A 26,084-nucleotide genomic window follows, 5' to 3' on the forward strand; every position below is an offset into this window, starting at 1 on the left:
GCCGAGCCGCTCAGCCCAGCCGGTCGGTGAGGATCGTGGCACCCGGGCCCGACAGCTCGCGCGCGATCCCGCGTCGCCCCGCCATGGTCATGAGCACAGCTTCTCCCGGACCTGCGGCCTCGGGACCCCGTCCACGTGACCAGCCGACGTCGGTCGCGACGAGCCGAACGCCGCGGGCCTTCCAGAATCCACGCAGAGGCACCGCGGTGACGGCGAACGGCAACGCGACACGCAGACGCTCGGCAGGCACCGTGCGGGCGAGGCCGAGCGGTCGTCGGATGTCCTGGTGGTGGATGAGGGCGTCGACGAGACCGACGCGACCACCGAACGCTGCGGTGGAGCCCTGCGGATCGAGGTGGTTCCGCAGGAACCGGACGAGTTCGTCGGGCCCGAGGTCCGCGTAGTCGGCGAGTGCGGCCTCGTTGAGTTTCCACGGGCGGAACCGGGTGGCTGCCAGTCGTCGCACCAGGTCGCGAGGTCCGTGCTCCTCGTAGCTGATCATGTGGGCGACGACGTCCCGCACCGTCCACCCCTCGCAGAGGCTCGGGTGCTCCCACTGTTCCGGCGACAGTGTCTCCAGGAGATCGGCGAGGTCGGCGCGCTCGTCGTGGGCCGTCGCCAGGGCGGACCCGGTCATGGCCACAAGGTAGGCGATTCGAGGGAGGTTGTGTTCGCTTTTTCGCGAACGGACGCACACAACCTCCCCGAACTCAGTCGTTCGGGCCGATCAGTTTCCGTACGACCTTCAAGAGTTCGTCGACGTCCTCGGGGGGCGTCGTGCTCGTCTCGCCCGACATGGCGGCGCCGTAGTAGAGACCGTCGCCGATGAGGGCCACAGCCCGTGCCGCCGCGGGATCGGTGACCTCCTCCGCCAGGGCGTCGAACCACCCCTGATGGATGTGGCGCAGCGCCTGCTGAGCTCGCGGATTCGCGGTCTGGCTCAGACGGGTGAGGGCGACGATGGCCCGGTCGATCGGGGTGTCGGCGAAGACCGAGGTGCGGATGTAATACGCCGCCGGTCCCTCGGGAGCCGCCCGCATGCGTTCGACGTCCTCGGCCCCGAGCGCTTCGACGTGCTCGGCGAGGCCCTCGACCAGAGCATCCTTCGACGGGAAGTGATAGAGCAGGCCACCCTTCGAGACGCCGGCGGTCGCGGCGACGGCCTCGAGGGTCGCGGCGCGCTCGCCCTGCTCGAGCAGGATCGTCACGAAGGCGTCGAGAAGTTTGGCGCGGGCGGCAGGGGCAGGTGGCACGGCCCGATCGTACGACGTCGTTACTGTACCGTCCAGCTGGTACAGTAACGGGGGTCCGATTCCTCTCTCGCGAAAGTTCGATATCCGTGGCGACATATGTGCCTGTTTCGGAACCCACCGTGACGAAGGCGGCTCCTCGGGACTGGGTCGCCCTCGCGGTGCTCATGCTGCCCGTGCTGCTCGTGTCGGTGGACAACACCGTCCTGGCCTTCGCGCTGCCCGGGATCTCGTCCGCGCTGCAGCCCACCGCTGCGCAACAGTTGTGGATCATCGACATCTATCCACTGGTGCTCGCGGGCCTGCTGGTGGCGATGGGCAGCCTCGGCGACCGCATCGGACGACGCCGGCTGCTGCTCGTCGGCGCGACCGGGTTCGCCGCCGTCTCGGTGGCCGCCGCCTATGCACCCTCCGCGGAACTGCTCGTGACGGCACGCGGCGTGCTCGGCTTCTTCGGGGCCATGCTCATGCCGTCGACACTGTCGTTGCTGCGCAACATCTTCCTCGACGCCGCCCAACGTCGCCTCGCCATCGCGATCTGGGCCTCGTGCTTCGCGGCAGGCGCCGCCCTGGGGCCCATCGTGGGCGGGTTCCTCCTCGAACATGCCTGGTGGGGTTCGGTCTTCCTGCTGGCGGTGCCGGTACTGATCCCGCTGCTCGTGCTCGCGCCGATCTTCGTCCCCGAGTCGAAGGACCCGAATCCGGGCCGCATCGACGTCATGAGCATCGCGCTGTCGATGCTGGCTCTGGCCCCGATCGTCTTCGCGATCAAGAAGATTGCCGACAGCGGCCTCGGCGCCGTCGTCATCGTCCCGGCCGTCGTCGGGGTGGTCGCGCTCGTCGCCTTCGTGCGCCGGCAGTTGCGTCGCCCGAATCCGATGCTCGACGTCCGCCTGTTCCGCGTGCCCACCTTCTCCGGTGCCGTCGCGGTGAACCTGCTGTCCGTCGTCTCCCTCGTGGGCTTCCTGTTCTTCGTGTCCCAGCATCTGCAACTGGTGATCGGGCAGAGCCCGATGGAGGCCGGTCTGAGCCTGGTCCCGGGGCTGGCGGTGATGGTCGTGGCCGGGATGTCGGTGGTCGCGCTCGTGCGGTGGGTGCAGCCGTCGTCGATCATCGTCTGCGCGCTCCTGCTCTCGGCGACCGGCTACGCGCTGGTGCTCCTGCTGGCCTCACCGTCGGCGCTCGCACCGATCATCGTGGCGTTCGCGGTTCTCGGTGCGGGTATCGGTGCGGCGGAGACGTTGTCGAACGACCTCATCGTCTCGAGCGTCCCGCCGACGAAGGCCGGTGCCGCGTCGGCGGTGTCGGAAACGGCCTACGAGATGGGTGCCGTGCTCGGTACGGCGATCCTCGGGTCGGTGCTGTCCGCGTCCTACAGCGCGCACCTCCTGCTCCCTGCCGGGTTGAATCCGGAGCAGGCGCAGGCGGCCCGCGAGACGCTCGGCGGCGCCCACGCCGTGGCCGGGACCCTGCCCGCCGACCGGGCCGACGCGTTGCTGGCCGCAGCGGGATCGGCGTTCGACAGCGGTGTCACCATCACGTCCGGGATCGGCGTGGCACTCATGATCACCTCCGCCGGAATCGCGTGGTGCACGCTGCGCCGGAATCGCGTGGTGCACGCTGCGCCGGAATCGCGTGGTTCACGCAGCGCCCGCGCGACGTGACGTAGCACCCCACTCAGAATCCGACATCGTTTAAATTTGCAGAATGCGGAAAGCGGTATGGGTCCTCGTCGCCGTCGTGGTCGTGGCGCTGCTCGGCTTCTTCGTTGCCCCATGGGTATACGGGACGTTCATCGCCGAGGACGACGCACCCGCCGCGACCGTCTCGACCGAGGGCGCCGAAGCCGCGACCGGTGAGCTCGACGGTGAATGGACCGTCGTCGAGGGGGTCGAACCGAACCGCACCGCCGCCGGCTACACGGTGCACGAAATCCTGCGCGGCGCCGACGTCACCGTGGTCGGCAGCACCGACCGGGTCTCCGGTTCGGCGACGATCACCGACGGCACCCTCGAGGCCGCCGAGGTCGTCGTGCAGGTCGAGGGCATCACCACCGACAGCGGCCAGCGCGACAACCAGTTCCGCACCCGGGTGATGGACACCGCGACGCACCCGACGGCGACGTTCGCCCTCACCGAGCCGGTGGACCTGTCGTCGCTTCCCGACGACGGCAGCATCGGTTCCGTCACCGCGACCGGCACACTCACCCTGCGCGGCACCGAACGACCCGTGACCGTCGACGTCGACGTCCTCCGCACGGGTGAGCGGCTCGTGGCGTCGGGGAGCATCCCCACCACCTGGACCGACTACGGTGTCGAGCCGCCGAACCTCGGATTCGTGACGGTCGACGGCGCGGGCAGCGTCGACTTCCTCGTCACGCTCGAGCAGAACTGACGCTCTCGGTCTCCTCTGCGCCGGTCTGCTTCGGCGTCCAGCCGGGCGGGCCGAAGGCGTAACCGAGCTTGTCGCGGAACTTCCCGGCCGTACGCCAGTCGCGGGCGATCGCCCGGTACTCGTGCGTCTGCAGGTCCCAGATGTTGTACGTGCCCACGGGCTTGGTGAGCCCGTAGGTGGGGCGGTGGTCCTCGGCCTTGAAGGTGCCGAACATCCGGTCCCAGATGATGAGGATGCCGGCGTAGTTGCGGTCGAGGTAGTCGGGGTCGGAGCCGTGGTGCACCCGGTGGTGCGACGGCGTGTTGAACACGAACTCGATCGGGCGGGGAAGCTTGCCGACCCGCTCGGTGTGCACGAAGAACTGGTAGACGAGGCTGACGGAGAAGCCGACGAACACCATCCACGGAGGGATGCCGATGAGGGGGAGCGGCAGCCACATGATGATCTCGCCGCTGTTGTTCCACTTCTGGCGCAGCGCGGTCGCGTAGTTGAAGTACTCGCTCGAGTGGTGGGCCTGGTGGGTCGCCCAGACCAGGCGGACGCGGTGCGCCATCCGGTGGTACCAGTACCAGAGGACGTCGATGCCGACGAGCAGGATCACCCACGTGTACCAGGCATCGGCGGGCAGGTGCCAAGGGGCGACGTAGACCCACAGGGCCGAATATCCGACGAGGGCCAGCACCTTCCAGGCGGCGCTCGTGACGATGGAGACCAGGCCCATGGAGATGCTCGCGCGCGCGTCACGCTTCTCGTAACCGCCGCGCGGGGGACGGGTGCGTCCGTCGGGGCCCGGTTCGACGTGTTCGAGGGTGCGGGCCGCGATCCATTCGAGGATCAGGAAGGTGAGGAAGGCGGGGATCGCCAGGGTCACCGGATCGTGGAGCGGCTCGAGCAGCGAGCCCCACGATTCCTGCAGTGTCTCCCACATCGCAACGACCTCCGATAGCTGTGAACAACCGTCCACGTTACCGCTCGTGTGGCATGGATCACCAGAGCCCTCGGTCGTGACCCGGGTGGCGACTCGCGTCCGCACGATCCGGGTGGTTCGGTATTGCTGGTAGGAATTGACCGTCCCCCGTCGAGGCGGGCACGCCGAGGGCATCTCGGGACGGGCCGGCCGGGCACATCAGGCAGCGCGAGAGGCATGGCATGCACATCACCGCGAGGGTCGACTACGCCGTGCGGACCATGCTCGAACTCGCGGCGATCGAGGACGGTCGACTGACGAAGGCGGAGACCCTCGCGACGGCGCAGAACATCCCGCACAAGTTCCTCGAGGCGGTCCTCGCCGACCTGCGTCGCGGTGGGCTGGTGAACAGCAGGCGGGGACCGGAGGGCGGCTACTGGCTCGCGCGACCCGCGGCCGAGATCTCCATCGCCGACATCATCCGCACGGTCGAGGGCCCGCTGGCGTCGGTACGCGGCGAGCGGCCCGAGGACGTCGTCTACAGCGGAGCGGCCGAACGGTTGCAGGACGTGTGGATCGCGGTGCGTGTGAACCTGCGCGCCGTGCTCGAAGAGGTGTCGCTCGCAGACGTCGTCGCAGGGGATCTCCCGGGTTTCGTGGAGGACCTCACAAAGGATCCCGGGGCCTGGGAGCGTCGCCGGGTGTGAAGTCCGCAATAGCTCCGGGTTGCGTGTGGGGGATGTCACAACTTTGCACGACTCTGCAAACTTACAGAGATCTGCAAAATCGGTACCTTGGATGAAGTGACCACCACTCCCGGCCTGCGCGACCGCAAGAAGGCAGCCACTCGTGCGGCTCTCGCGACCGCCGCAGCCGAACTGGCCCGCGAACACGGTCTGCCCGCCGTGACGGCCGATGCGATCGCAGCGCGCGCGGATGTCTCGACCCGCACCTTCCACAACTACTTCGCCAGCAAGGAAGACGCCGTCCTCGCCTATCTCGAGACCCGGGTCGAGGAGTGGATCGACCTGCTGCGCGATCGTCCCGCCGACGAGGACATCATGGACTCGCTGCTGACGGTGGCCCTGGACGTCGTGCAGAACGCCGACTGGCCGTTCGACGAGATCGTCGCGTGCATCACCCTCCTCGAGGAGAGCAACGTGCTGCTGTCCCGGCAGATCGAGGTCGAGCGCCGCTCGTCGCAGTTGCTGGTCGAGATCATCGCCGAACGCACCGGCACCGACCCCGCGTCCGACCTGTATCCCTCGCTGCTGAACTACGCGGCCATGGGCGCCGTGCGCGCGGCCATGGAGACACACGCGACCGGGACGACGGACCGTTCGGTCGAAGAGCTCATCCGCGAGGCGTTCGACCGGCTCCGCCGTGGTTTCCCGTAGCCGTAGCCCCGCCCGACCGCTGTAACCGCCCCACCATCCGACCCCGCAGGATCTTCCGACATAGAAAGGGTGCCCCGTGGCGACCTACCTGTACCGGCTGGGCAAGTTCGCCCACAGACGGAAGGGCGCAGTGCTGTCCTTCTGGATCGCGCTGCTCGTGCTCTTCGGGGTCGGTGCAGCAACTCTGTCCGGGCCCACCACGGACGCGTTCACGCTTCCGGGCACCCCCGCGCAGAAGACCCAGGACCTCATGGCCGAACGGTTCCCGTCGACCGAGGATCCGATGAACGGGCTCAGCGCGCGCTACGTCTTCGCCGCGCCCGACGGGCAGACCCTCGACGACCCCGAGAACATGGCTGCCGTCGACGAGGTCCTCGCCGCGGTCCGCGGCATCGACCGCGTCTCGCCGCCCGCGAAGGTCGACCCCGCCACCGCCTCGCCGGAGGAACAGGCCGGAGCGCTGGTGAACCCGGTCCTCGCCGACGCCGGTCTCGTCGAACAGATGAAGGCCGTCGCCGCGCAGCAGGGCACCCCCGAAGAGGCTGCGCTGTCCGACGCCCAGGCCCTGTCGCCGCTGAGCGCCGACCGCACCGTCGGCTTCGTGACCGTCCCGTTCGAGGGCGAGATCACCGACGTCGACCAGGCCCTGCGCGACCAGATCTTCGACGCTGCCGAGATCGGCCGTGACGCCGGCCTGACCGTCGAGGTCAGCGGTACGGCCGCAGCCGAGATGGGCATGCCCGGCGGCACCTCCGAACTCATCGGCATCGGTATCGCCGCGATCGTGCTCACCCTGACCTTCGGTTCGCTCGTCGCCGCCGGACTCCCGCTGATCACCGCGCTCGTCGGCGTCGGCATCGGCAGCCTCGGCATCACCATCGCCTCCGGCTTCGCCGACCTCAGCTCGATGACCCCGACGCTCGCGGTCATGATCGGCCTGGCCGTGGCGATCGACTACTCGCTGTTCATCGTCTCTCGGTTCCGGCACGAACTCACCGTCACCTCGGATCGTGCCGAGGCCGCCGGCCGTGCCGTGGGCACCGCCGGTTCCGCGGTCGTCTTCGCCGGTCTCACGGTCATCATCGCCCTCATGGCGCTGAGCGTCGTCGGCATCCCGTTCCTGTCCGTCATGGGCTACGCCGCTGCGTTCACCGTGCTCATGGCCGTGCTCATCGCCGTGTCGCTGCTGCCTGCCGTGCTCGGCCTGTTCGGCGAGAAGGCCTTCGCCGGCCGCGTCCCGTTCCTGAACAAGCGTGGTTCCGACGACGACACCCCCAAGGCCGGCGCCAAGTTCGTCGGTCTGATCACGCGCCGCCCGGCCATCCCGCTGGTTGCCGCCGTGGTCGTCCTCGGCGCGCTCGCGCTGCCCGCCACCGGACTGAACCTCGCCCTGCCGTCGGAGGCCACCTCCGACCCGGCGACCAGCGCCCGCAAGGCCTACGACCTGGTCGACGAGGGATTCGGTCCCGGACGCAACGGTCCGCTGGTCGTCGTGGTCGACACCCAGGACGCCGACGTGGAGGCTCCGGTCGCGTTCGGTGCCGTCGTCGGCAAGCTCTACGAGAACGACGAGGTCGTCAACGCCCAGATCGTCGCGGTGAACGAGGCGGGCGACACCGCCCAGATCCTCGTCACCCCGCGCAGCGGCCCGACCGATCCCACGACGATGGACCTCGTCCAGAGCATCCGCGACGGCGAGACCGAGCTGAACGAGGAGTTCGGCCTGTCCTACGGCGTGACCGGCCAGACCGCGCTCGAGGGCGACGTCTCCGACAGCCTCCAGAGCGCACTGGCTCCGTACCTCGCGGTCGTCGTCGGCCTCGCCTTCATCCTGCTGATGCTGGTGTTCCGCTCGATCCTGGTCCCGCTCACCGCGACCCTCGGCTTCCTGCTCAGCGTCCTGGCGACCTTCGGCGCCACCGTCGCGGTCTTCCAGGAGGGCTGGGGCGGCCTGATCGCCAACCCGCAGCCCATCGTGAGCTTCATGCCGATCATCCTCATCGGCGTCGTCTTCGGTCTCGCGATGGACTACCAGGTGTTCCTGGTGACGCGTATGCGTGAGGACTACGTCCACGGCGCGAGCGCACTCGAGGCCGTCCGTAGCGGCTTCGCACACGGCGCCCGCGTGGTGAGCGCGGCGGCGATCATCATGATCTCGGTGTTCGCGGCCTTCATCGCCGAACCGGACTCGCTGATCAAGTCGATCGGTTTCGCACTGGCCGCGGCCGTCTTCTTCGACGCCTTCATCGTCCGCATGGTCATCATCCCATCGGTGATGGCGCTGCTCGGCGACAAGGCGTGGTGGCTGCCGAAGTGGCTCGACCGGATCCTTCCGAACGTCGACGTCGAGGGCGAGAAGCTCACCCGCGAGCTCGGTGCCACCGAGTCCGCACCGGAATCCGCACGAGTGTGACGAACCCCCGGCGGCCACGTACCCGACGCGGTACGTGGCCGCCGGGGTGGTTCGTGAAGATTGCTGCAGGGAGTCGCAGGTAGCGTAATGCCCATGTTGCTACGGCTGTTGCGCCGCTTCATGGCGCCCTATCGGGGTGCCCTCGCGGGGGTCGTACTCCTGCAGCTGGTCGCGACCGGGGGCATGTTGCTGCTCCCGAGTCTCAACGCCGACATCATCGACAACGGCGTGGCGACCGGGGACATCGACTACATCGTCCGGACCGGTCTGCTGATGCTCGTCATCAGCGCCGTCGAGGTCGGCGCCGCGACCGGTGCCGTCTACTTCGCGGCGCGTGCCGCGATGGGCTTCGGCCGCGACGTGCGGCTCGCGCTCGTCCGGAGTGTGGGGCGGTTCTCGGCGCGCGAGTTCGGGACGTTCGGTGCCCCGTCGCTGATCACCCGCAACACCAACGACGTGCAGCAGGTCCAGATGCTCGTGCTGATGACCTGCACCATCGTCGTGACCTCCCCGATCATGGGGATCGGTGGCGTCATCATGGCGATCCGCCAGGATCCCGGCACCTCGCTCGTGCTGGTCGTCGCCGTTCCGGTGCTGATCTTCACCATGGTCACGCTCATCGCGCTCATGCTGCCCGGCTTCCGGGTCATGCAGAAGCGCATCGACTCTGTGAACCGGGTGCTGCGCGAGCAGATCACCGGCATCCGCGTGATCAGGGCATTCGTGCGCGACGAGACCGAGAAGGCCCGCTTCGACGGCGCCAACGACGACCTCACCGCCACCGCCCTGCGCGTCGGCCGCGTGAACTCCGTGCTGTACCCCGCGGTGCTGCTGATCTCGAACGTGAGCACCGTCGGCGTCCTGTGGGTGGGCGCCCACCGCATCGACTCCGGTGCGATGCAGGTCGGTTCCATCACCGCGATGATCACCTACATCGCCCAGATCCTCATGGCCGTGCTCATGACGTCGTTCGTCGCCATCATGGCTCCGCGCGCCGCGGTCTGCGCCGAGCGCATCCTCGACGTGCTCGACACCGAACCGACGGTGTCCTCGCCCGCCGAACCGGTCCGCGAACTCCCGCCCCGCGTCACCCTCGAACTGCGCGATGCCGGTTTCTCGTATCCCGGCGCCGACGCTCCCGTGCTGAGCGGGGTGTCGTTCCGCGCCGACCCCGGCTCCACCACCGCGATCATCGGCGGCACCGGATCGGGCAAGAGCACCCTGATGCGCCTCGTGCCGCGGCTCATCGACGTCACTGCAGGGCAGGTGCTCGTCGCGGGTGTCGATGTGCGGGCACTCGACACCGACGTGCTGCGCTCACGCATCGCCGTCGTGCCGCAGAAGGCCTACCTGTTCTCCGGCACCATCGCCGACAACCTCCGATACGGACGTGCCGATGCCACCGACGACGAACTGTGGCACGCTCTCGAGGTCGCGCAGGCCGCCGACTTCGTCCACAAGACAGAGGACGGGCTGAACACGGTCCTCTCCCAGGGTGGCACCACGGTCTCCGGCGGGCAGCGGCAGCGACTCGCGATCGCCCGCGCCCTCGTCCGCCGGCCCGCCGTCTACCTGTTCGACGACGCCTTCTCCGCACTCGACCCGGCGACCGACGCCCGCCTGCGCGCGGCGCTCGAACCCGAGACGCGCGACGCGTGCGTGCTCATCGTCGCGCAGCGGGTCTCGACCGTGCAGGACGCCGACCGCATCGTCGTCCTCGACAACGGCGTGATGGTCGATTCCGGAACGCATCTCGGCCTGCTCGGCCGGTGCCGCACGTACTCGGAGATCGTCGAGTCGCAGAGGATGGCCACGGTATGACGACTCCGGAAGCGGCGGCGCCGTCGCGTCTGCGCACCATCCGCCGGGTGCTCGGCCTGCTCCACCCGCACCGCTACGCCGTCTACTCGGTGTTGTTCTCCGCCTTCCTCGGCGTCGTGAGCATGTCGGTGGCGCCCTTCGTGCTCGGCCGCGGCACCGACGTCATCTTCGATGGGGTGGTGGGCATGCAGCTCCCCGCCGGACAGACCAAGGACGAAGCCGTCGCCGGTCTGCGCGCCGAGGGCCGCGACCAGTTCGCCGACATGGTCTCGGGGATGGATGTGGTGCCCGGGCTCGGCATCGACTTCCCGGCCCTCGGGCGGATCCTCGTCATCGTCCTCGCGCTGTACCTGCTCTCGTCCGGTCTGATCTGGGTCGCCGCCTACGGCCTCAACGAGATCGTGCAGCGCGTCGTGCGCGACATGCGGTCGCGTGTCGAACGCAAGATCCACCGGTTGCCGCTGCGGTACTTCGACACGCATTCGCGCGGCGACCTGCTCAGCCGCGTCACGAACGACATCGACAACGTCGCGGCGGGTATGCAGGAGTCCATCTCCCAGCTCGTCCTCGCGGTCCTGACCCTGCTCGGTCTCGTGGTGATGATGCTGTTCATCTCGCCGCTGCTCGCGCTCGTCGCGATCCTGACCGTCCCGGCGTCGGTCGTGGCGACGGCGGTGATCGCGCGACGCTCACGCAAGCACTTCCTCGCGCAGTGGGAGACGACCGGCAAGCTCAACGGGCAGATCGAAGAGGCCTTCACCGGGCACGAGCTCATCACCGCCTACGGCCGGACGGAGGAGGTGCAGCGCCGCTTCACCGACACCAACGAGTCGCTGTACCAGGCGTCCTACCGCGCGCAGTTCGTGTCCGGACTGGTGATGCCGTTCGTGACCTTCCTCGGCAACGTCGGCTACGTCGTCATCGCGGTGCTCGGTGGTCTGCGGATCGCGTCGGGCACCGCGACGCTCGGTGAGATCCAGGCGATGATCCAGTACTCGCGTCAGCTCGTGCAGCCGCTCGCGCAGATCGGCGCGATGGTCAATCTGCTGCAGTCGGCGTCGGCGTCGGCCGAGCGGGTGTTCGCGGTGCTCGACGAAGCGGAGGAGGAACCGGAGGTCGCGGCGCCGACGATGCCGTGGAGCCGGCACGGACTCGTCGAGTTCGAGAACGTCGCCTTCTCGTACACCCCCGACCGGCCGCTCATCGAGAACCTGTCACTGCGGGCAGAACCGGGCCAGATGATCGCGATCGTCGGACCCACGGGCGCCGGCAAGACCACCCTCATCAACCTGATCCTGCGCTTCTACGAGGTCGACGAGGGCCGGATCCTCGTCGACGGGGTGGACATCCGCTCGATGTCCCGCGACGAGCTGCGCTCGCGCATCGGCATCGTCCTGCAGGACACCTGGCTGTTCGGCGGCACCATCCGAGAGAACATCGCCTACGGCAACCCGTACGCCACCGAGAACCAGATCATGTCCGCCGCGAGGATGAGTTACGTCGACCGTTTCGTGCGGGCCCTGCCCGACGGCTACGACACCGTCATCGACGAGGAGAACGACGGCAACCTCAGCGCCGGCGAGCGTCAGCTCATCACGATCGCGCGGGCGTTCGTGTCGAAGCCGTCGATCCTCATCCTCGACGAGGCGACGAGCTCGGTCGACACCCGCACCGAACTGCTCGTCCAGCAGGCCACCGCGCGGTTGCGCGACGATCGCACCAGCTTCGTCATCGCCCACCGCCTGTCGACCATCCGCAACGCCGACCGCATCGTGGTGATGGAGGACGGGCGGATCGTCGAACAGGGCACGCACGAGGGGTTGCTCGAGGCGGCCGGTGCGTACGCGCGGCTGTACGACGCGCAGTTCAAGGCACTCGTGGAGTGAACGCGGGAGACTTCGGCGCGGCCTGATACAAACCATTCCGTCCTCGCGGGCGGACCGGGACACTTCTGGCCATGACGGGGGTGCGGACAACAGCGGTGCGGTCGCCTCTCGAACTCGTGCGCTCGGCACGACCGGGGGGTTCGGTGCGCTCGGTACGACCGGGGGTCTTCCGAGTCGACGAGACCACCCCGGCGGGGTGGATCATGCAGCACCTGCGAGGTGGGGGGCCGGCGACGCGCACGATGCTCGCCGAGTCCACGGGCCTGTCGGCGTCGACGGTCAACCGGGCGGTGACGGCGCTGCTCGAGCACGGCTTGCTGCGCGACCGCCCCGATCTCGCTCCGCGGGGACGGGTGGGCAGGCCGCACGTGCCGGTGGAGGTGGACACCGAACGAGGCTTCCTCGCCGGCATCCATCTGGGGGAGCGGGAGACCTGGGTGGTCTCCGGCGACCTGCTCGGGCGGGAACTGCACCGGACCACCTTCGCGACACCGGCGTCGGCGTTCGACGTGTTCGCCGCGATCGGCGCGGCGCTGCGGGTGCACGAGTCGGAACTGCAGGGCAGGCAACCGTTGTGGGCGGGCCTGGCGGTGGGCGGCCTGTACGACGAGCACCGAGGCGCGCTCGATCACCCGCGACTGGGTTGGTGCGAAGCGCCCGTGGATGTGCTGTTCCGGGCGATCGTGCCCACGCCGTACACGGTCGTTCCGTACGTGGAGGCGGTCGCGGAGGTCGAATACCGCCGGTTCGAGAGCGTCTTCCGACGACGGCCCGAGAGCTGGCTGTATCTGTGTGCGGAGGAGTCGGTCTCGATGGCGTGGCTCGTGGACGGTCTCGCACGGTCGTCGGCCGACGACATCGAATCGTTCTGTGCCGCGCTCGGTCCGGAAAGGTTCGACGACGCCGGCCCGTCACCGAACAGGGCGGTGCTCCTCGGCCGCGCGGTCGCGTCGGTGCGCGACGTCGTGAATCCCGACGTCGTGACCCTCGGTGGTGAGGCGTTCACCCGGCACGGAGCGGAGCGTGAGGGCGTGTCCGACGGTTACCGGCAACGGTCGTCGTACAGCGATGTGCCGCTGCGGTTCTCGGAACCCGACGACGATCTGCGGTCGGCGGCGGCGCTCGGTGCGGCGTCGCGGGTGATGTACATCGACCCGATCGGCGCGATGCAGGCGCGGTGAGACGAGAGCGTCGGTGACCCGTTCGAGTCGGATTCGTGGTCCGATCGACAGGCGCTCGATATCCCGAACGGGCCACCGACGCACGGGCTCCGGAATACCGGAGTCCGAGGTGTCACGGACTCCGGTATCCCGGAGCCCGAGGTCTACTGCGGTCGAACTCTAGGGACGCGCGACGACCGGCATGGTCAGCTCGCCGATCGCGGGGATGGTGAGCACGACGGTGTCGCCGGGAACGATCTGCGCGACGCCCTCGGGGGTACCGGTGGCGATGATGTCACCGGGCTGCAGGGTGATCACCTGCGAGTACTCCGAGATCAGCTTCGCGATGCCCCAGATGAGGAAGGACGTGTTGGACTTCTGTCGCATCTCACCGTTCACGGTGAGCCAGAAGTCGAGGTTCTCCGGGTCCTCCACCTCGTCGGCGGTGAGGATGTAGGGGCCGATCGGGGTGAAGGTGTCCATGGACTTGCGCCACGACCGGTCCTCGTCGCCGCGCAGCGTGATGTCGAGCAGCGGGGTGTAACCGAAGACGTAGTCGAGTGCCTCCTCGACGGAGACCTGCTTCGCCTCCTTCGAGATGATGATGCCGACCTCGGCCTCGTGGTCGAAACGCCGGTCCTCGTAGGGGAGTTCGATCGCGCCGTCCGGTCCGACGATGGACGTGACGGCCTTGAGGAAGCCCTTGCGGACCGAGACGTCGAGGATCTTGCGATCGGTGTAGACGCCCTTCTCCCCACCCATCTCCTGCTGGTGCTTGTGGTAGTTGACCGGCGCGGCGAACAGGTTGCGCGGCTGGGGCTGCGGCGCCCGGACGGTCACATAGTCCAGTGCCTGCCCGCCGCCGGCGGCGACGCGGGACGAGACGTCGGCCGAGACCGTCGACCAGGCGCGGATGAGTGCGTTCGTGCGCTCGCGCGGTTCGGTGTGCTCGGGGACGAGATCGGTGATGTCGACGAGGGTGCCGTCGGTGGCCTCGACGCCGAGTCGGTAGTCGTTGTAGACGTAGAGCTTCATGATTCCTACTCGCTGGGTCGGATGCGGCCGATTCCGAGCGCATCGATGGCGGGCTTGTCGGTGTACGAGAACAGGATTGCGTCCTCGCCGGTCGGATTGTGGTGGGAGTGCTCGTACCACAACGGAATTGCGATGGTGTCGCCCTTGGTCCAGTCGATACGCCGGCCGTCGACGATCGAGTATCCGGATCCGCGGACCACGTGGTAGACGGTCGAGTGGGTGTGCCGGTGGGCGCGGGTGTCGACGCCCGGGCGGATCAGCTGGAGGTAGGCGCCGATGGTGGTCATCACCGGTCCGCCCGTGATCGGATTGCGGTACTCGACGATGATGTCGTCGAAGGGATCGCCTTCGCGCGTACGCAGGTACTCGATGGTCTCGAGTGCATCCGCGAGCTTGTACACCAGTGGCTGCTCGACCTTTTCGGGTTCACCCCAGGGCTTGGCGAACAGTCCGTTGCCGTAGGCGGCGGGGAGCGGTGCGTCCACCTCCTGGCATTCGGGGTCCTCTTCGATGATGTACTGGTTCAGCCGCGACATCAGCGGGGAGTCGAGTCCGTCGAGCCAGATCATCGGACCCTCGCCGGTGTGGCCGTGCTCGTGCCAGTGCCCGTTGGGAGTCAGCAGGAAGTCGCCCTCGTCCATCGGGACGCGCTGGCCGTTGACGACGGTGTAGGCGCCGTCGCCCTCGACGATGAAGCGCAGTGCGGACGGGGTGTGGCGGTGTGCCGGGGCGACCTCGCCGGGGAGCACCAATTGCAGTGCGGACCAGAGGGTATCGGTGGCTCCGGTGCGCTGGTGCGGGAGGCAGCCGGGGTTGCGGAAACCGAGAACGCGGCGGAGTGCGTCCTCGAGCGGGACGATCTCGCCGGCCTCGACCATCAGTCGACGCGCCTGCTCGTAGCGCCAGATATGCGGAACCAGAGTGGTTTTCGCTTCCGGACCCAGGTTGCCCATGAGCTGCCAGAGCGGGGAGTAGTGGTTGTCCGCGAGTTCGGCGTAGAAGTCGTCGTGCACCGTCTCGTCGGACCGGGTGGTGTCGACACTCATCGCACGATCCTCTCTGTTCTGCATTGCGGAGGTGGATTCCTCGATACAGAACTAATACGGGATTTGGGGTGGTTGGTCAAGGAATAACGGTGAATCGTTCTGTTATAAAGAATCATGGCCACTGACTCTGCGCGTCGAGACGCACCGGCATATCCGGTCGGATCGGTCGACAAGGCTCTCCGACTGCTCCTCGTGGTCGCCGAGCGACCCGACGGATTGCGGGTGGGCGATGCCGCCGCCCTGCTGGGGATCGCCCCGTCCACCGCGCACCGCTTGTTGCAGATGCTGGCGCACTACGGCTTCGCCGAACAGGATCCGGAGTCCAAGATGTACCGGGCCGGTCCCACCATGGAGCGGTTGTCGAATTTCCGAGGCCGGGTGATCGACCTGGCCAGGCCGATCCTCGAGCGGCTCGTGGCCCTCACCCAGGAGACGGTGCACCTCGCCACCCTCGACGGGGATCGGGCCCTGACGCTGCTCTCGGTGGAGAGCCCGCATCTGCTGCGCGTGGGCGACCGGTCGGGTCATTCGCAGCCTGCCTATTCGAGCGCCATGGGTAAGGCGCTGCTCGCCGGGATGGGCGGGGATATCGAGCCCCATCTGCCGAGCGGCCTGGAACAGTCCGAACGGCAGGCCCTGCTGTCCCAGCTCGAGGTGATCCGGGAGCGGGGTTACGCCGCGCAGGACGGCGAGGTCGAGTCGGGTGTCAGCGCGGTGGCCGTCTCGGTGGGTTCCGCCTCCGCCGGGATCTCCGGGGCGGGAACCTCGGGCTTCGCCATCGGCATCACCTTCCCGACCGGACGGATCGGTGTCGACCGCTGGGGCGAGGTGCTCGCCGCCGCGCGGAAGGCGGCCGACGAACTCGCCGACGCCCTGGCCGGTTCCGGGCGGTAGCCCCGTCGCCGGCCGGATGGAGGTCCGGCCGGCGACGATGCAGGTCAGTACGGGTAGTTGCGGGTGTCGCCGGCCACCGACAGCGGCATGAACATCCAGTCGAGGTTCTCGTAGTCGGTGGGGTTGTGGTCCTTGAAGGAGTAGTTGCGCAGCGCCCGCCCGACCCCGTCGATGTGGAACAGCTCGCCGGCGACCCGCGCGAGGCGCTGGATGTTGCCGGTGTGCGGAGCCCGTCGTGCCTCGAAGGTCTTGAACGCGGCCTCGACGTTGGGCTCGGTCACGAGCGCGTCGACCATCGCGAGCGAGTCGTCCAGTGACTGTGCGCCACCCTGGGCGAGGTACTGGAGCATCGGGTGGGCGGCGTCGCCGATGAGGCTCACCGCGCCCGAGGTCCAGGTGGTGACCGGCTCCCGGTCGTACATCGGCCAGCGGATCTCGCGGTTGAGGTACTGCCCGGCCTCGCGGACCTTGTCGCAGCACAGGCCGAAGCGGGCGTCGAGCTCCTCCTCGGTTCCCCAGTTCTCGTGATCGGGGGAGTAGAAATCCGAGCGGAAGACGGCGACGTTGTTGTAGAGCTTGCCGCCGCGCAGCGGGTACTGGATCAGGTGCATGTGCGGGCCCAACCAGCACAGCACCATCGGGGTCTCCACGGCGTCGGCCGGCACCATCTCGATGGGCACGGTGCCGCGGTAGGCGACGTACTCGGAGGGGACGGGCTCGTCCTCGACGATCAGCGGACGGATCGCCGAGCGCAGTCCGTCGGCGCCGACCACGGCGTCGGCGACGTATTCGGTGCCGTCGGCGCAGACCACCTTCGCGCGGCCGTCGGGCAGGTTCTCGGCGCGGAGGACCTCGCGGTTCGTCTCCAGGGTGACGAGATCGCTCGCGCGGCAGCCCTCGAGGAGGGCGCCGTGCAGGTCGGCCCGGTGCGTGACGACGTAGGGGTAGCCGTAGTGTTCGACGAACTCCGGTCCGAGGTCGACGGTGCCGATCTCCTCGCCCGTCACGGCGTCCATGTACCGCTTCTTCTGCGGGAGGACGGCGTCCTTCATGATCGCGTCCATCACGCCGAGGCTGTCGAGGACGGCCATGGCGTTGGGGGCCAGCTGGATGCCGGCACCGACCTCGCCGAACTCGGGAGCGCGCTCGATCACGTGCGCCGGGCGGCCCTTGCGGGCGAGGCCGAGGGCCGTGGCCAGGCCTGCGATGCCGCCGCCGACGATGAGCAGGGGGACGTCGATGATTTCTGCCGAGGTGCTCATAGGGCAACCTTTCCAGGGGATCACAGAGATGTTCTGTATCGAGGAATTCGATTCTGCAGGACAGATTAGGTCCGCGGGAATGGCTGGTCAACCCTCGACCGTTCGATTCCTGCGATTCTGAAAACGATCTATCACTGAGTGACAGTCGCCGTTGTTCGACCGCGCCGGACGGTCCTAATCTCACGGCTACCGTCCGTCGGGAGTTCCCGACCACCGATTTCCACGAACCATTTCACTGGGTGATAGATGGGCTTCTGCGCCGCTCCGGCGTCGGATTGGCTGTCATCACACCCACGACATGCAGGAGAGGTCGCCGTGACCGCAATCGAATCGTCCGCCTTCAGTCTCACGGAAGAACAGCGCGCCATCCGTAGCGCCATCGACGAGCTGTGCGAGCCGTTCGACAACGACTACTGGCGTGCCTGCGACGCCGCCGGTGAGTACCCGGAGAAGTTCGTCGACACGCTCTACGAGACCGGCTGGATGGGCATGCTCGTCCCCGAGGAGTACGGCGGAGGCGGAGCCGATATCCGCGATGCCGCAGTCGTTCTCGAGCAGCTCGAACGCAACGGCTGCCACGCCGGTGCAGCGCGCGCCGGCATGTACACCATGGGTGCCCTGCTCCGTCACGGCAACGACGAGCAGAAGCAGCGCTTCCTGCCGAAGATCGCCTCCGGCGAACTGCGTCTGCAGTCCTTCGGTATCACCGAGCCCGATGCAGGCTCCGACACCACTCGCATCCGCACCTTCGCCCAGCGCGAGGGCGACGAGTACGTCGTCAACGGCAACAAGATCTTCATCTCCCGCATCCAGCACTCCGACCTGCTGCTGCTGCTCACCCGCACCAAGAAGCGCGAGGAGGCCACCAAGCCGTCCGACGGCTTCACCGTGCTGCTCGTCGACCTGCGCAAGGCGATCGAGGACGGCACCATCCGGGCCACCCCGATCAAGACCATGGTCAACCACGAGACCAACGAACTCGCCATCGAGAACCTGCGCGTGCCGGTCGAGAACCGGATCGGCGAGGAGCACAAGGGCTTCAAGGTCATCCTCTCCGGCATGAACTCCGAGCGCATCATCGTCACCTCGGAGTACATCGGTGCCGGCTTCCACCTCATCGACCGCGCCGTCCAGTACGCCAACGAGCGGCACGTCTTCGGCCGTCCGATCGGCATGAACCAGGGCGTCCAGTTCCCCATCGCCCAGGCCTACGCGAACCTGCAGGCCGCCTCGCTCATGCGCTGGCGCGCCGCCGAGATGTACGCCGCCGGCGAGAACCCCCGCTTCGAGGTCAACGGCGCGAAACTTCTCGCCTCGCAGGCACTCTGGCAGGCAGCGCAGGCCGCCTTCGACACCTTCGGCGGATACGCCGCGGCCGAGGAGTACGGCATCGAGCGCAAGTGGCGCGAGGCCCGCCTCCCCTCCACCGCACCGATCTCCAACAACATCGTTCTCGCCGGCATCGCGCACGCGACGCTCGGCCTGCCGAAGTCGTACTAGGAGAAGCACGATGGGTGCACCCATGCCGCTGCGGACCGACACCGACGGACTGACGTCGGTGCTGGCCGCCTTCGCCGCGGGCGACGAGACCGCCCGCGACGAGCACGAGGACCTTCTCGGCCGCATCCTGGTCGACACCGTCGGCTCGGCTCTCGCCTCCGCGCACGAGCCCGCCGAACGGATCCTGCAGAACTGGGCCGCGGCCGAGGGAACCTCGGGCCGGGCAACGGTATGGACGACGGGCCGCACGGCGAGCGCTGCCACCGCAGCGCTGCTCAACGGCACCGCCGGGCACCAGCTCGACTACGACGACATCTCGCCGAGCATGCCCATCCACCCCAGCACGGTGATCGTTCCCGCGCTGCTCGCCGTCGCCGAGCAGCGCGGGGCCGACACCCGCCGGCTGGTGCAGGCGTACGACGTCGGTGCTGCCGTCTTCCGCGCGGTGGCGGACCTGCTTCCGCAGCACGTCCACTACGCCCGCGGCTGGCACACCACCTCCACGGTGGGCAGACTCGCCGCGGTCGCGGCAGTCGCGCGCCTGGTGGAGATGTCGTCCGAGCACGCGGCGCACGCCCTGGGCATCGTGGCCTCGATGGCTGCGGGCTCGCGTCCCAATTTCGGTTCGATGACCAAGCCGCTGCACGCAGGCCTTGCCGCCCGCGACGCCGTCACGGCCGTCGACCTCGCCGAGGCCGGCTTCACCGCCAACCCTCGTGAGCTCGAAGCGGACGCCGGATTCTTCGACCGCTACGGCGATCCCGAACTGGCACCGCTCGGCGATCCGGACGAGACCCTCGCCGAACGCCTCGAATACTGGCTGGACGCCTGGCCCACCGACTGGGGTATCAAGCGGTATCCCGCCTGCTACGGCACGCACCGCAGCATCGACGCGAGCCTGGCACTGCGCGAACGCATCGCCGGCGCACCGATCCGCGAGGTTCGCATCACCGTGCACCCGAGGGGAACCCGTGCGCTCGTGGCGTTCCCGCCGGCCTCGGCCACGGCCGCGAAGTTCAGCGCCGAATACGCCGTCTCGGTCGCCCTGCAGCGCGGAGCCGTCGTCCTGGCCGACTTCACCGAGGACGCATTCGCCGAGCCCGAGACCACGCGCCTGATGAACGCGGTGAGCATCACCGAGAGCGCCGAGCCGCCCGCCGGCGCACCGACCTTCTCGGGCGGGTACTCGGTGGTCGAGGTCGTCACCGAGGACGGTGCACGACACACCGAACGCGTCGACATCACCCGCGGCGACGGACGCAACCCACTGAGCGACGAGGAACTACGAGACAAGTTCGACGACTGCTGCGCCACCGGCGGACTCACCGCCGAAGCGGCATCGACCCTGCACACCGCGCTCGTCGCATCGGCGCGCGGCGGAGCCCTGCAGCAGGTCGCCGCGGCCCTGGCGCCGGAATACCGTACGGAAGGACGACTGGCATGACCGCCACACAGCGCTCGCACCCGCGGGTGGAGATCGTCGAGGAAGGCATGCGCGAGGGCATGCAGATCGAGAGTGCGCACATCCCGGTCGAGGACAAGATCCGACTGCTGGACGCACTCTCGGCCACGGGCCTGAAGACCATCGTGGTCGGCTCGTTCGTCTCACCCAAGTGGGTGCCGCAGATGGCGGAGATCGAGAAGATCGTCGAGGGTTTCACCCCGGTCGAGGGAGTGCGCTACACCGCCCTGGCACTCAACCAGAAGGGTGTCGAACGGCGCGCGTCGTTCGCTCCGAAGATCACCCCGCCGGATCCGCGCATCGGGCAGTCCAAGATCCACCTCGACGACGTCTTCGTCCAGCGCAACACCGCACGCTCGATGCAGGACGAGATCGACGCGCTCGACGGTGTCATCGCCCGCGCCGTCGAACGCGGTGCGAAGGAGGCCCAGGTCTCCGTCAACGCGTGCTGGGGATCGAACTGGACCGGTGAGATCGGCGAGGACCGCCGCATGGAGATCCTGCAGCTGCAGATCGACAAGTGGACCGCCGCGGGCGTTCCCGTCACGCGCGTCCACCTCGGTGATCCGATGAGCTGGAACACGCCCGCCGCCATGCGTTCCCAGATCCGCCGGATTCTCGACACCTGGCCCGAGATCTGGCACTTCCAGGTGCACCTGCACAACGCGCGCGGCATGGCGCCGCTGAGCGCCTACGCCGCCTTCTGCGAACTCGACGAGCGCCACACCCTCGTCGTCGACACCGCCATCGGCGGACTCGGCGGCTGCCCCTACTGCGGCAACGGCCGGCTCACCCGCATGATCCCCACCGAGGACTTCGTGCACTTCCTCGAGAGCGAAGGCATCGACACCGGCGTCGATCTCGCGGCTCTCATCGAGGCCGTCGTGCTCGCCGAGGAGATCGTCGGGCACGAACTGTGGGGCCACGTCTCGAAGGCGGGTCCGCGTCCCTACGGCAGTGACGTCTACGCGATGGACATGCCGTTCATCGAAACCTTCGAGCAGGCACAGCATTTCCGGCTCGGACCGCAGGTCTACGAGGGTGCGCTCTCGCCCTGGAAGACCGAGATCCGCTCGGCCGCCCGCGACGACTTCGAACGCACGCTGCTCACCGGTGCGTCGTCCCGAACAGGAGATTCCGCATGAGCACTCCCATCCAGGAGCCCACGCCCGGTTCCCTCACCGGCCTGCGCGTGATCGAGATCAGCACCTCGGTCGCCGCACCGTTCGGCGGTCAGATCCTCGGTGATCTCGGCGCCGAGGTCATCAAGATCGAGCGGCAGGCCGGGGACGACACCCGCAAGTGGGCCCCGCCCGCGTGGAACGGCGAGTCGATCGCGTTCATGTCGTTCAACCGCAACAAGAAGTCCGTCGTGCTGGACTACAAGACCGACGAGGGCAAGAAGATCCTCATCGATCTGCTGCGCGACGCCGACGTGCTCGTCCAGAACCTCCGTCCCGGCGCACTCGCCAAGGCGGGCTTCACGTGGGAGTACCTGCACGAACTCAACCCGCGCCTGATCTACTGCGAGATGTCCGGCTACGGCCACACCGGTCCTCGCGCCATGCAGCCCGCCTACGATCCGCTGCTGCAGGCGTTCTCGGGCATCGTGTCGATGACCGGCGAGGACGGCGGCGAGCCCGCCCGCGTGCCCGTCTCGCTGCTCGACATGGGCACCGGCATGTGGATGGCGATGTCGGTGCTCGAGGCGCTGCGCCGCCGCGACATGACGGGCCACGGCTGCCACGTGCAGAACTCGCTGCTGCAGACGGCACTGACCTGGATCACCTCGCCACTGATCGGGATCGCCGCCGGCAACCCCGCCCCGCGCCGCCTGGGCTCCGGCTTCCGCGGCGTGGTGCCCTACGGTGCCTTCCCGACCGCCGACGGCCACATCTTCATCTCGGCCGGCAACGACGACATCTTCCGTCGCCTGCTGGGCGCCATCGATGCGCAGGACCTGGGGGAGCGCGAAGGCTTCACCACCAACCCCGAACGCGTCGAGAACCGCAAGCTCGTCCAGGACGTCCTCGGCGAACGCACCTCGCAGTTCACCCTCGACGAATTGCTCGTCCGGTTGAAGGCCGCCAATGTGCCGCACTCGCCGGTGAACACCGTCGACATGGTGTACCGCGACGAGCAGGTCAAGGCGACCGGCATGCTGCAGCCGCTGCCGCATCCCGTCGTCGAGGACCTCGAGGTCGTCAACCTGCCGGTCACCTTCGACGGGCAGTACCCGCCGCTGACCAAGTGCCCGCCCGCCCTCGGTGAGGACACCGTCGAGGTGCTTGCGGCGCTCGGACGCAGCGAGGACGAGATCCGCGCACTGATCGCCGACGGTGTGGTGCGAGCCGCCACCGAGCAGGCCCCGGCCTGACGAGACCGCGAAAGGAACGAAAGAGCATGACCACCACAGAAGTCGGTTCCGTCGACAACGCCGCATCCACCGAGCCGGACTACTCCGACGAGGTTCTCTACGAGGTGCGCGGCAACGCCGCGTGGATCACGATCAACCGCCCGCATCGCCGCAACGCGATGGCGCGCCGCACCGTCAACCAGCTCACCGAGGCGTTCGTCGAGGCGGGGGAGGACCCCGACGTCTTCGCCGTCGTCATCACCGGCGCCGGTGACAAGGCGTTCTGCGCCGGCGGCGACATGAAGGAGATGGACGACATCGCCCGCTCGGGGCGTCAGGTCCACGTCCCGATGACCGGCCTGTACCGCGCGCTGTTCGAGGTGATGCTCGAGACGTACAAGCCCGTCATCGCCGCGATCAACGGCCACGCCATCGCGGGTGGTTGCGAGATCGTGCTCTCCAGCGACGTCCGCATCGCCGTCGAGGGCGCCACGATCGGCCTGACCGAGGCACGCCGCGGCATGGGCGCCAACCTCGGCTCGGTGCTGCTGCCGCGCCTGGTGCCCCGCGCCGTCGCGATGGACCTGCTCTACACCGCGCGGACCATCCCGGTCGAGGAGGCCAAGGAGATGGGCCTGATCAACCGCGTCGTCCCGCGCGAGGACTTCGAGGCCGAGGTCCAGAAGTACGTCGACGACATCCTCGCGAACTCGCCGGTGACGCTGCGCCGCTACAAGGAGATGGCCACCAAGAGCTGGGGCCTGCCGCTTCCGAGCGCCCTGCGCCTGAACGTCGGCCCCAATCCGTACCTGAGCGAGGACCGCGTCGAAGGTGTCCGCGCCTTCCTCGAGAAGCGCGCACCCGTGTGGAAGAACCGCTGACCGACCGAACGCCGCGGCGCCTGCAAGGAGCATGATGAACCTTCTCGATCCCGGCCGCTGGGCCGGCAACATCCACAGCGGTGGCTGGATCCCCGGAGCGGCGGGCGACCAGCCGGCGCTCGAGGCCGCCAACGGCGCGGAGCTCGGCCGGATCGGTGTCGCCGACGCCGATCAGGTCCGGGCTGCGGCCACCGCCGCGGCCCGTGCGCAGGGGGCGTGGGCCGCGGCGAAGCCCGCCGACCGGGCCGCCGTGCTGCGCCGCGCCGGCGACCTGTTCGCCGAGTACGCCGGGGAGATCGAGGAGTGGCTGGTCCGCGAGTCGGGTGGCACCCGGCTCAAGGCCGGTCGGGAGCTCGCGGCAGCACGTGCGGAATGCTATGAGGCAGCAGGTCTTCCGACACATCCGTCGGGAGAGATGCTGGCCACCGACAGCGACCGCTGGTCGTTCTCGCGTCGCCGTCCCGCGGGTGTGGTGTCGGTGATCGCACCGTTCAACTTCCCGCTGACACTGTCGATCCGCTCCGTCGCACCGGCGCTTGCGCTCGGCAACAGCGTGCTGCTCAAGCCCGATCCGCGTACGTCCGTGAGCGGCGGGGTCGTTCTCGCGCGGATCTTCGAGGAGGCCGGCCTCCCCGAGGGTGTGCTCCACGTGCTCACCGGTGGCGCCGACGTCGGGGAGGCCGTGGTCTCCGCACCGGAGGTCGCCGTCATCTCGTTCACCGGTTCCACCGCAGCCGGACGCCGGGTCGGGGAGGCCGCGTCGCGCCTGCTCAAGCGCGCTCACCTCGAGCTCGGCGGCAACAACGCGCTGATCGTGCTGCCCGGTGCGGACCTCGACCGCGCCGCCTCCGCCGGGGCCTTCGGATCGTTCCTGCACCAGGGCCAGATCTGCATGGCGACCGGTCGCCACATCGTCCACCGCGACATCTACGACGAGTACGTGGCGAAGCTGGCCGCGAAGGCCGACGCGCTGCGGGTCGGCGACCCGTTCACCGACGACGTCGACCTGGGCCCGATCATCGACGAGCGACAGCTGAAGTCGATCGACGCGATCGTGCGCGATGCCGTGGACGCCGGTGCCCGGGTGTGTGCCGGTGGCACCAACGACGGGCAGTACTACCGGCCCACCGTGCTCGCGGACCTCGACCTGTCGATGTCGGCGTGGACGGACGAGATCTTCGGACCGGTCGCTCCGGTGGTGCCGTTCGACGACCTCGACGAGGCCGTCGCACTGGTGAACGCGAGCGAGTACGGACTGTCGGTGGGCATCCTCGGCGAGGTGGGTCTGGCGATGCAGCTGGCCGATCGCATCGACTGCGGCAAGCTGCACATCAACGAGCAGACCGTCGGCGACGAGGCATACGCACCGATGGGCGGAACCGGTGCATCGGGAACGGGTTCCCGATTCGGCGGACCGGCGGCGAACTTCGAGGCCTTCACCGAAACCCAGTGGGTCACAGTGAGGTCGGAGATCGCTCCGTATCCGTTCTGAGAACGATCGACGGTGCGCGACACGGCTGTCCGGGACGGTGCGTGCGGGATGTGATTCGATGTTGTCGTACACATCCCGCACCACCCCAGGACGAGCCATGAGCAACAACGACGACGGCAAGCGGTCGGTCCTGGGTCGTGCCTTCGAGATCCTCGACTGCTTCGCCGGGGGCGCCGAGATGACGGTCGCGGGGATCTGCGAGCGCACGGGGCTCCCACCGGCCACGGTGCATCGGATGCTCGCGGCGCTGGTGCGGTGGGAGGGCGTCGAACGCCTGTCCCACGGCCGCTACCGTCTCGGACGGCGGATCTGGAGCCTGGGAATCGGTGCGCCGCAGGTGCGTCGTCTACGGGAGCTCGCGCAGCCCTATCTCGTCGACCTGCACGTCGCCACACGCGGCACCGTCTACCTGGGTGTGCGGGACGGATCGGACGGGATCTTCTCCGACCGGATCACCCGCGTCAAACCCACCGCCAACTCCTCCCGGGCGACCCGCAGACTTCCGTTGCACCGCACCGGTGGTGGGCGGGTCCTGCTCGCCTACAGTCCCGAGGCCTGGGACGAACTCGTCGCCGATTCGGCGTCGGATCCGGAGATGACGGCGCGTATCCCGGAACTGCGTGCGCAGCTCGCGGAGATCCGCCGCACGGGTGTGGGGATCGCCCGCAACGACGGCCTGCCCGGCCGTACCTCCGTCGCGGCGGCCGTGCTCGATTCGCAGGGCGCCATCGTCGCCAGCGTGACCGTGGCCTTCCCCGAGTCCCGGATTCCGCAACCCCAGCAGATCGTGCCGCGCGTGATCGCCACGGCACGAGCGATTTCCCGCGATCTCGCGGCCACCGGCGAATTCTGACCGGCGTATCCCGCCGTCGGCTGTATCCGACAATCGACGGTAACCGCTACCGTCCCGGTCATCCGCTGCAGTCAT

General features: G+C 68.5%; 22 protein-coding genes. 16 read left to right on the top strand and 6 right to left on the bottom strand.

Annotation, left to right across the window (positions count from 1 at the left end; translation table 11 throughout):
• Positions 1 to 10: 10 nt before the first annotated feature.
• Both CKW34_RS01510 and CKW34_RS01515 read right to left on the bottom strand, forming a co-directional pair.
• Positions 11 to 637: a maleylpyruvate isomerase family mycothiol-dependent enzyme gene (locus CKW34_RS01510; RefSeq protein WP_059383240.1), complete on the bottom strand. Its 627-nt coding sequence runs from the start codon at positions 635 to 637 to the stop codon at positions 11 to 13.
• A gap of 73 nt (positions 638 to 710) precedes the next feature.
• Complete coding sequence (locus CKW34_RS01515; RefSeq protein ID WP_059383239.1) at positions 711 to 1,253, bottom strand: TetR/AcrR family transcriptional regulator; 543 nt, start codon at positions 1,251 to 1,253, stop codon at positions 711 to 713.
• Between the two features lie 119 nt (positions 1,254 to 1,372).
• Here CKW34_RS01515 and CKW34_RS01520 point away from each other — a divergent pair, with 119 nt between their 5' ends.
• Both CKW34_RS01520 and CKW34_RS01525 read left to right on the top strand, forming a co-directional pair.
• Positions 1,373 to 2,914: an MFS transporter gene (locus CKW34_RS01520; RefSeq protein WP_370670860.1), complete on the top strand. Its 1,542-nt coding sequence runs from the start codon at positions 1,373 to 1,375 to the stop codon at positions 2,912 to 2,914.
• A 43-nt stretch (positions 2,915 to 2,957) separates the two neighbouring features.
• On the top strand, positions 2,958 to 3,644 hold the full coding sequence (locus CKW34_RS01525; protein WP_059383238.1) for a YceI family protein: 687 nt from the start codon (positions 2,958 to 2,960) through the stop codon (positions 3,642 to 3,644).
• On the opposite strand, the gene CKW34_RS01530 is transcribed toward CKW34_RS01525, so the two are convergent.
• The gene (locus CKW34_RS01530; protein ID WP_059383237.1) at positions 3,625 to 4,572 is read right to left on the bottom strand and encodes a sterol desaturase family protein; all 948 of its coding nucleotides are present in this window, start codon (positions 4,570 to 4,572) and stop codon (positions 3,625 to 3,627) included. The two genes, CKW34_RS01525 and CKW34_RS01530, sit on opposite strands and share 20 nt — an antisense overlap.
• Positions 4,573 to 4,793: 221 nt before the next feature.
• Between CKW34_RS01530 and CKW34_RS01535 the strand changes: the two genes are divergently transcribed.
• The 6 genes from CKW34_RS01535 to CKW34_RS01560 all read left to right on the top strand — a co-directional run bounded on the left by CKW34_RS01535 (position 4,794) and on the right by CKW34_RS01560 (position 13,249).
• Positions 4,794 to 5,258, top strand: coding sequence for an RrF2 family transcriptional regulator (locus CKW34_RS01535; RefSeq protein ID WP_059383236.1), 465 nt, complete (start codon positions 4,794 to 4,796; stop codon positions 5,256 to 5,258).
• A gap of 96 nt (positions 5,259 to 5,354) precedes the next feature.
• Positions 5,355 to 5,948 (top strand): acyl-CoA-like ligand-binding transcription factor, encoded by a 594-nt coding sequence (locus tag CKW34_RS01540; protein ID WP_059383235.1) that lies wholly within the window; start codon positions 5,355 to 5,357, stop codon positions 5,946 to 5,948.
• A gap of 76 nt (positions 5,949 to 6,024) precedes the next feature.
• On the top strand, positions 6,025 to 8,361 hold the full coding sequence (locus CKW34_RS01545; protein WP_059383234.1) for an MMPL family transporter: 2,337 nt from the start codon (positions 6,025 to 6,027) through the stop codon (positions 8,359 to 8,361).
• A 93-nt stretch (positions 8,362 to 8,454) separates the two neighbouring features.
• Complete coding sequence (locus CKW34_RS01550; protein WP_059383254.1) at positions 8,455 to 10,182, top strand: ABC transporter ATP-binding protein; 1,728 nt, start codon at positions 8,455 to 8,457, stop codon at positions 10,180 to 10,182.
• Positions 10,179 to 12,068 carry an ABC transporter ATP-binding protein gene (locus CKW34_RS01555; protein WP_059383233.1) on the top strand — a complete coding sequence of 630 codons (1,890 nt, stop codon included), beginning with the start codon at positions 10,179 to 10,181 and terminating at the stop codon, positions 12,066 to 12,068. The genes CKW34_RS01550 and CKW34_RS01555 overlap by 4 nt, the downstream gene beginning before the upstream one ends.
• A 203-nt stretch (positions 12,069 to 12,271) precedes the next feature.
• Positions 12,272 to 13,249, top strand: coding sequence for a MarR family transcriptional regulator (locus CKW34_RS01560; RefSeq protein ID WP_059383253.1), 978 nt, complete (start codon positions 12,272 to 12,274; stop codon positions 13,247 to 13,249).
• A gap of 159 nt (positions 13,250 to 13,408) precedes the next feature.
• Here the strand turns inward: CKW34_RS01560 and CKW34_RS01565 are convergent, their stop codons facing one another.
• Entirely contained in the window at positions 13,409 to 14,263 is an 855-nt protein-coding gene (locus CKW34_RS01565) for a fumarylacetoacetate hydrolase family protein (RefSeq protein ID WP_059383232.1), read from the bottom strand.
• A gap of 5 nt (positions 14,264 to 14,268) precedes the next feature.
• Positions 14,269 to 15,309: a cupin domain-containing protein gene (locus tag CKW34_RS01570; RefSeq protein ID WP_059383252.1), complete on the bottom strand. Its 1,041-nt coding sequence runs from the start codon at positions 15,307 to 15,309 to the stop codon at positions 14,269 to 14,271.
• 114 nt (positions 15,310 to 15,423) lie between these two features.
• Between CKW34_RS01570 and CKW34_RS01575 the strand changes: the two genes are divergently transcribed.
• Positions 15,424 to 16,203 carry an IclR family transcriptional regulator gene (locus CKW34_RS01575; protein WP_059383231.1) on the top strand — a complete coding sequence of 260 codons (780 nt, stop codon included), beginning with the start codon at positions 15,424 to 15,426 and terminating at the stop codon, positions 16,201 to 16,203.
• 44 nt (positions 16,204 to 16,247) lie between these two features.
• Here the strand turns inward: CKW34_RS01575 and CKW34_RS01580 are convergent, their stop codons facing one another.
• Positions 16,248 to 17,465 carry an FAD-dependent monooxygenase gene (locus CKW34_RS01580; protein ID WP_059383230.1) on the bottom strand — a complete coding sequence of 406 codons (1,218 nt, stop codon included), beginning with the start codon at positions 17,463 to 17,465 and terminating at the stop codon, positions 16,248 to 16,250.
• A 315-nt stretch (positions 17,466 to 17,780) separates the two neighbouring features.
• On the opposite strand from CKW34_RS01580, the gene CKW34_RS01585 reads away from it, so the two are divergent.
• From CKW34_RS01585 to CKW34_RS01615, 7 genes are all read left to right on the top strand, one after another.
• On the top strand, positions 17,781 to 18,965 hold the full coding sequence (locus CKW34_RS01585; protein ID WP_059383229.1) for an acyl-CoA dehydrogenase family protein: 1,185 nt from the start codon (positions 17,781 to 17,783) through the stop codon (positions 18,963 to 18,965).
• 10 nt (positions 18,966 to 18,975) lie between these two features.
• A complete protein-coding gene (locus tag CKW34_RS01590; protein WP_059383228.1) occupies positions 18,976 to 20,409 on the top strand; it encodes an MmgE/PrpD family protein in 1,434 nt (477 codons plus the stop codon).
• The gene (locus CKW34_RS01595; protein WP_059383227.1) at positions 20,406 to 21,572 is read left to right on the top strand and encodes a beta/alpha barrel domain-containing protein; all 1,167 of its coding nucleotides are present in this window, start codon (positions 20,406 to 20,408) and stop codon (positions 21,570 to 21,572) included. Before CKW34_RS01590 ends, CKW34_RS01595 begins: the two co-directional genes overlap by 4 nt.
• Positions 21,569 to 22,804: a CaiB/BaiF CoA transferase family protein gene (locus CKW34_RS01600; RefSeq protein WP_059383226.1), complete on the top strand. Its 1,236-nt coding sequence runs from the start codon at positions 21,569 to 21,571 to the stop codon at positions 22,802 to 22,804. Before CKW34_RS01595 ends, CKW34_RS01600 begins: the two co-directional genes overlap by 4 nt.
• Before the next feature lie 26 nt (positions 22,805 to 22,830).
• Positions 22,831 to 23,664 (top strand): enoyl-CoA hydratase/isomerase family protein, encoded by an 834-nt coding sequence (locus CKW34_RS01605; RefSeq protein WP_080968318.1) that lies wholly within the window; start codon positions 22,831 to 22,833, stop codon positions 23,662 to 23,664.
• Between the two features lie 34 nt (positions 23,665 to 23,698).
• Positions 23,699 to 25,156, top strand: coding sequence for an aldehyde dehydrogenase family protein (locus CKW34_RS01610; protein WP_059383250.1), 1,458 nt, complete (start codon positions 23,699 to 23,701; stop codon positions 25,154 to 25,156).
• 97 nt (positions 25,157 to 25,253) lie between these two features.
• Positions 25,254 to 26,009: an IclR family transcriptional regulator gene (locus tag CKW34_RS01615; RefSeq protein WP_059383225.1), complete on the top strand. Its 756-nt coding sequence runs from the start codon at positions 25,254 to 25,256 to the stop codon at positions 26,007 to 26,009.
• Positions 26,010 to 26,084 lie beyond the last annotated feature (75 nt).

This window comes from Rhodococcus rhodochrous (assembly GCF_900187265.1).
Taxonomy (GTDB): Bacteria; Actinomycetota; Actinomycetes; order Mycobacteriales; family Mycobacteriaceae; genus Rhodococcus; species Rhodococcus rhodochrous.